Source organism: Desulfosporosinus sp. BICA1-9, assembly GCF_000802135.1.
Window position 1 is genome coordinate 1 of record NZ_JUEE01000127.1, and the last position, 6,324, is coordinate 6,324.

The 6,324-nt window shown below is 43.7% G+C and carries 8 protein-coding genes; all 8 read right to left on the minus strand.

The genetic code is table 11. The features are described 5' to 3' along the window. Positions 1-573: 573 nt before the first annotated feature. Positions 574-1,206 carry a Fe-S-containing protein gene (locus tag JL57_RS15110; protein WP_034142861.1) on the minus strand — a complete coding sequence of 211 codons (633 nt, stop codon included), beginning with the start codon at positions 1,204-1,206 and terminating at the stop codon, positions 574-576. Positions 1,207-1,274: 68 nt separating this feature from the next. Next, positions 1,275-1,421 (minus strand): CcmD family protein, encoded by a 147-nt coding sequence (locus JL57_RS34550; RefSeq protein WP_291300131.1) that lies wholly within the window; start codon positions 1,419-1,421, stop codon positions 1,275-1,277. A gap of 49 nt (positions 1,422-1,470) precedes the next feature. Further along, entirely contained in the window at positions 1,471-2,163 is a 693-nt protein-coding gene (ccsA, locus tag JL57_RS15115; protein WP_034142862.1) for a cytochrome c biogenesis protein, read from the minus strand. 3 nt (positions 2,164-2,166) lie between these two features. Next, positions 2,167-2,841: a heme exporter protein CcmB gene (locus JL57_RS15120; protein ID WP_034142863.1), complete on the minus strand. Its 675-nt coding sequence runs from the start codon at positions 2,839-2,841 to the stop codon at positions 2,167-2,169. After that, positions 2,838-3,542 (minus strand): heme ABC exporter ATP-binding protein CcmA, encoded by a 705-nt coding sequence (gene ccmA / locus JL57_RS15125; RefSeq protein WP_034142864.1) that lies wholly within the window; start codon positions 3,540-3,542, stop codon positions 2,838-2,840. Before ccmA ends, JL57_RS15120 begins: the two co-directional genes overlap by 4 nt. A gap of 16 nt (positions 3,543-3,558) precedes the next feature. Beyond that, the gene (locus JL57_RS15130; protein ID WP_034142865.1) at positions 3,559-3,906 is read right to left on the minus strand and encodes a hypothetical protein; all 348 of its coding nucleotides are present in this window, start codon (positions 3,904-3,906) and stop codon (positions 3,559-3,561) included. Positions 3,907-3,987: 81 nt separating this feature from the next. Beyond that, positions 3,988-4,464 (minus strand): cytochrome c-type biogenesis protein CcmH, encoded by a 477-nt coding sequence (locus tag JL57_RS15135; RefSeq protein ID WP_034142866.1) that lies wholly within the window; start codon positions 4,462-4,464, stop codon positions 3,988-3,990. Next, positions 4,461-6,324 (minus strand): heme lyase CcmF/NrfE family subunit (locus JL57_RS15140; RefSeq protein ID WP_034142867.1); only part of this gene is annotated, 1,864 nt, incomplete at its 5' end. The genes JL57_RS15135 and JL57_RS15140, both read right to left, overlap by 4 nt.

The following is a 6,324-nucleotide window of genomic DNA, read 5'->3' on the forward strand; positions in this document are numbered from 1 at the left end:
AGTTAGTCGGACTTCCTATATTGCATTTGCTCATCTTGCTCATTCCCTTGCTTGACTTCGCATACTGATTTCTCAGACATTATAGGACCTCAGCTGTTCTATTAGCATATTTATCATCAAACTCGCCAAGCCCTAAGACCCCGGAAGAGCTATATAAATCTCACCTATACGATTTATATAGTATTGTCTGCTACCGACATGACGGTATCGACCTCTTCTTTTAGATAATAATTTCGTGGCTCAATAGCTTCACTTTCGTTTCGGCTCGTTTGCTCCCCGCCCTACGCTTAAACCTAATGTTACCATTTTGGCTCCAAGGAACTAGGTACAGGCTACTGGTTAGGTATTACCTGATAGGATTTCCCTACTATATGTTAATAGCTTACTAATGAAAACAGAATTGCTTCCATTTCCAAGAGGAAACATCACGCAATTGCGTGCTGCTTCGCAGCTCGCACCATATCTCAAATTATACCCAACCAATTAGACTATGCTGTGAATGAGTTATGAATTTCTTGTGAATTTGCCCTTGACGCAGGGGGATCCAGTGTGAAAGCTGTGGAGTTCACTGAGTTAGTCCATATTAGCAGTCGTTGAAGCGTCATAATCTCGCGGCTTCCAGTTTTTAAGATCGCCTTCATTAATAATGATTTTACCGTTTTCCTTGTCAACAGTATAATTTAACTCTTGAGGTGGATACTTAGTGCAACCGCCACCCAAACCCGTTAAGTCAGCGAGACTCCAACGGGTCCAGCAAACATTACAAACCAAAACATCCCCTTCGATGTGGAATTTGCGAGAATAACACGGTTCACAAAAACTGCTAGCCACCATCACCCTACCCGCAGGGGATAAATAAGCCACCACAGGTAACCCTTTCTGGTTATTACCTATATCAAAATTGGGATCATACATAGCGTAAAGAATTTTGTTTTTCTCCAAGTCGTCGAGAGATAATTTAACTTGACCGTTACTAATCTCTGCGTTTACCTCAGTCATTTCAATGGTTTTATTGGTATAATTAACACTTTTTCCTATTGAGTATTTGTTATCGAACCCGGGAATTGCCTCCTTGGTTGAGAGTACAATAGCTACTACCCCAACCACCAACAAGGTACAAAGACTAATTAAGACCAACTTCCGCCGTTTTTTACTTTCTAATTCTAGCGCCTCTAGACGCGCCCGCTTCTCTTCCAGATCCGCCATGCTGATTTCCTCCTTTCTCTCAATATAACGGTGAGTCTGTTTAAGAGCGTCGAACTATCCAGGGCACCTTATGAAGACTTGCTGTTAATTACTTCTTTCAAAAGTTCAAGCTCTTTCTGGAGCTTGGCTTGTCTTTTACCAAGACGCAAACTGTAACCGAAGATCAAAACCCAAATAATAGAATAGGCGAGAAACAAGTAAAACAACTTATCCATATTGTACCTCCGTTCGCGACTCTTGATTTCTTATCCACCCTTTGATTCGTCAGTTGAACATTCCCTCTTTTAACCAACGAATCTCCGCTTTCATCCTTTCAATACGGACACTACGCATCATAAAATAACAGTATAATAAGGTAAAAGCGAACAGACTGGCAAAGAAAGCCAGCATCATGTCAGGGGCTAACGCAATTCCATTCGAAGTGACCAGTGCGCCGGGATGCATAGTCCTCCACCAACGAATTGCCAAGAAATCGATCGGCACGACCACAAAGGCCAAGATGCCAAACACTGCAGCTAGACGTGCTTTCTTTTCTTCCTCGCCGATGGCCGAGCGAATCTTGGCATAGGCCAGATACAAAAACCACAGGATCAGAGTGGTGGTCAGACGTGGATCCCAGGTCCACCAAGTATTCCAGATGGGTTTTGCCCAGATCGGGCCAGTAATTAAAACGATGGTTGTAAAAACTACTCCGATTTCCGCAGACGTATGGGCATAGATATCCCAGTTCGTTCGCCTGGTTAGTAGGTAAGTGATACTGGCAACAAAAACAACGAAGAAGGCCATCATTCCGACCCAAGCCGACGCGACGTGAAAATAAAAGATTCGTTGAACATCACCCATTGTTTTTTCTGTAGGTACATAAACTAGTGCTAAATAAAGAGCCACAAACACAGCAAGAAAAGTTGACCACGCCAAAACCTTTTCTATTAGACTAGGGCGCGTATTTTCAGTCATAGACTACACCTCCAATAAATAATCGAAGAGAAGCAGAGGTAAAACTGTAAAGACAACTCCGTAGACAACCAGAATCTTAAGAAACAGATCTGCTCCGCTTCCCACTAGGCCAAAACTAGCTTTGGTAACGATCACAGCGCTAAGCAAAACCGGAATAATCAACGGAATCAACAAAATTGGCATAAGAATCTCTCCGGTTTTTGTCGCCGAAGACAAAGCTGCCAAAAAGGTGCCAACGGCCATAAAACAATAAGTGCCAAGCAGAAGGACAATTACAAACATGCCTAGCTGCTGTGGTCCGGGGTAATTGAAGATAATAAAGAATAGAGGAATTGTAACACCTTCTACAATAATCATGAGCAAGAGGTTCATTATCGTTTTCGCCACGTAAATAGCACTGCGATCTAGGGGACAGAGCATTAATCCATACAAACAGTCATTTTGTTTTTCCGCAGCGAACGATCGGTTAAGGCAAAGTATTCCAGCAAAAATCATGGTAATCCAAATGAAACCCGGCAAGACTTCGCCCATTAAATCTTTGTTTAGATCGATAGCAACTCCAAAAACGACCACCACTAATAGGGAGAATACTATCAACGTACTTAGCATTTCCTTACCCTGAAGCTCACTTCTAATTTCTTTCCAAAGTAAACTTCTCACTTTTCTGAGGAAACTCATTTGACTCCTCCTACAAGCTCCAAATACCGACGTCTAAACTCTTCCCGCTGTAATCTCCGGGGATTGCAGGTGTAGGCGATACGACCATCTACTAGAATCAAAGCCTGGTCACTTTGTTCTAAGCCCTGGTCAAAGTCATGGGTAATCAGAAAAACTGTATGTTTACTCTGGGCTAACTGACTCAAAATTGTATTTAAAACTCCTTTAGCCATTTCATCCAGTCCAGTATAGGGTTCGTCCATCAAAAGAATGGGAGGATTGTGGACTAGCGCGCGTGCGATAGAGAGTCTCTGCTGCATACCTCGAGAGAAACTATATACTGGATCACCTGTCGCAAACGACAATCCCACTTCATCTAACAGTTGTGTAATCCGTCGCTTTAGGTCTGGCACTTCATACATTCTACCGTAAAACTCCAAGTTTTCTCGCGCCGTTAAGTTATCATAGAGAAACGAATTATGAGATATCATTCCTATCTTACGTCGGAGAGTTGTCCCATTCCCCCTTACGTCCTGACCCTCAATTAGTACCTGCCCACCAGAGGGTTTACTGAGCAGAGCCAGAATTTTTAGGGTCGTGCTTTTACCAGCCCCATTAGGCCCAAAGCAAGTAACGAATTCCCCGGGGGCGATTTCCAGATCAACTCCGTTTAAAATTTTTTTACTGCCAATTGTTTTTGTTAGGCCTCGGGCTACAATCAAAAGTCTCCCCCCTGATTTACAACTCTTCATCAATCTCCCGTTCAATCTCGGCAAATGCCTTAGCGTCTGCCATGCCAATACGTGTATCCCCTTTAGGACCGGTACTCTCAGTATCTAAGATAGCCAGTGCCACTTTTGCATACTTGTTTTTCAAGGATCGGTAATCTTCCTCCGAAAGTTTTTTCATATGATAATCAAATTCGATTTCACTTAGGGTACCCATAATCACGTCTTTTTCCGTTGTCATAGCTGGACTCAACCAGTCTGCCTGCTCCCCTTGATCTCCATGGCCTTTCCAGATGGGATAGCCTATTAAAGTTAAGGATACCAACACCAATAATACGAGTAATAAAACTGCATACAAAGGTTTCAACCTCCAAACGCCCTTTTAATAGTAAGGCTTATCACCTATCCGATGCCTAACCGCCACTTAGACTCCCGCCTTTTATAAATACTTCTTTAACTCTTCATCCAAACGACGAGCATCTTCTGGATCAAGCGAGGCAACTTCTTCTTCCCGTAGGGATGAACCAACCCATTTTTCTAAGCCCAGGTAAAGAAATGCACCCCCACCAATAGTTGCCACAAACGGTCCAAGCCAAGCAACCCAATTAAATCCCCTTTTTGGTGGTGCAGCCAACACTTTATCTCCATATACCTCTGCGAGATAAGCATACGTTTGTTCCTTATTCAAACCCTCTTTGAACATCTTTTCTCGGATAATGCCCCTTAATTTTTCGGCAGCTAACGTTTCGCAGGCTGCCAGATTCATCATACAGCCATCAAGGACACATATTACCCCACTTTCCACATCCAAAGGTATAGGGCGTGTTTCCCAAGTCTCGCTGCCATGGGCCGTTATAGGGGAAAACAACAAGGTGAATAAGACAATGATAACTGGCACTAACCCCAATCTCTTCATACTACGCTCTCCACCTTATCCTTAATGATATCCTGCCTTCGAAGGTAGTGAGCCCCAGATTGACTACCGCGTCCGGGCCAAAGTGCAAAGATCGTGCCGAATATCAAAACATAGCCACCAATCCAAAGCCAGGCAACCAAAGGATTAATAAAAATCTTGAATGTCGCGCTCCTATCCTTTTGCCAATCCGCCAGAACAATGTACAGATCTTCTTTTAAAGTCGTGCGTAGTCCAACCTCAGTGGAGGGTTGATCCGAGGTGGGATAAAATACTTTCTGTGGTTCCACTACGCCGAGCAAGCGACCGCTATACCGATCATAGACACTCAACGAAGCATAAACAGCCTGACGTGAATTACCCAGATCTTTTTGAGATAAATGGTTGTAATTTATTATGTAGGAACCTAGCTCGAGAGTTTCCCCAATCTTAACAGTTTTGATCAAATCAAGATTGTAAGTGTGAGAACCAGTCATTGCGGTCAACATTAGCACCATACCCAAGTGAATGATATAACCCCCGTGACGCCGTCGATTGCGCATTAATAATTTAACTATAGCCATCAGGAAAGACTCCCCGGTCAATCTCTGCCGCACCCGTGTTCCCTGGATAATCTCCAGTAGAATTGTAGAAATACAAAATGCCGCTATCCCATAACCAGCTAAAGCATAGGGCTTTCTAATCCCTAGAAGGAATATGTCCAGTATAGCCACTGCCGTAAGAACTGTAGGCAGCAGGAAATTGTCGAGCAAACTTTTAGAAGTAGCCTTGCGCCAGGCAATTAACGGGCAGATTCCCATCAGAATAAACAAAGCTAATCCTAAAGGAGCACTGACTGTATTAAAGAAAGGCGCTCCCACAGAGACTTTTACTCCCCGGACGGCTTCAGAAATTATCGGGAAAATCGTACCTAAGAATACTGCGAAAGCCAAACCAACTAGTACTAAGTTATTTATTAAAAAACTGCTTTCCTTAGAAAGGAAGGCCTCGAACGAGCGACCCTGGGTAAGGAAGGCACTCCGTTTAACAATCAAGATTATGCCAACAGCCAACATCAAGACGGTAAATACTAGAAAATACCGTCCTAGTTCGTTACTGCCAAAAGCATGGACGGAAGTGAGTACGCCGCTGCGAACCAAGAAGGTACCAAATAGGGTGAGCACATAAGTAATGGTAACTAACGCAACGTTCCATACCTTCAGCATGTCTTTACGCTCCTGGATCATAACGGAATGGAGAAATGCAGTACCGGTTAACCATGGTAGTAAGGAAGCGTTTTCCACCGGATCCCACCCCCAGTAACCACCCCAACCTAACTCCATATAAGCCCACTGCGCTCCTGAGAGATTACCTAAACTTAGAAATAACCAAGCTAGGATCGTCCAACGACGAGTAATCCTAATCCACTCATCTCCGGCATTTTTGGTAATCAGAGCAGTCATCCCATAAGCGAAGGGTATGGCAAACCCGACGTAGCCTAGGTAAGTAGTGAACGGATGGATTACCATGCCTGGATTTTGTAGCATCGGATTCATACCTGCTCCGGCACTTACTATAGCTCCTGGGTACCAGCCACTAACCCGTTCAAAGGGATTCGTCAAAAACGCTAGAACAAAGAGAAAAAAGGCTGAGTTAAAGAGTAAAATTCCACTGGCATAAGGCGCCATCAGCTTTCCTTTACGCGAATAGGCAACGACTACCGTATACCAAGATAGTAGGAACAGCCAAAGCAACAAGGAACCGGAATTACCCGCCCACCAAGCAGAAAATCGATAAAAGCCCGGTAAATCACGACTTGTGTATTCATAAACATATTTGATGCTGTAATCTCCACTCATGAGAAAGAAGATTAGGATTAAGCTA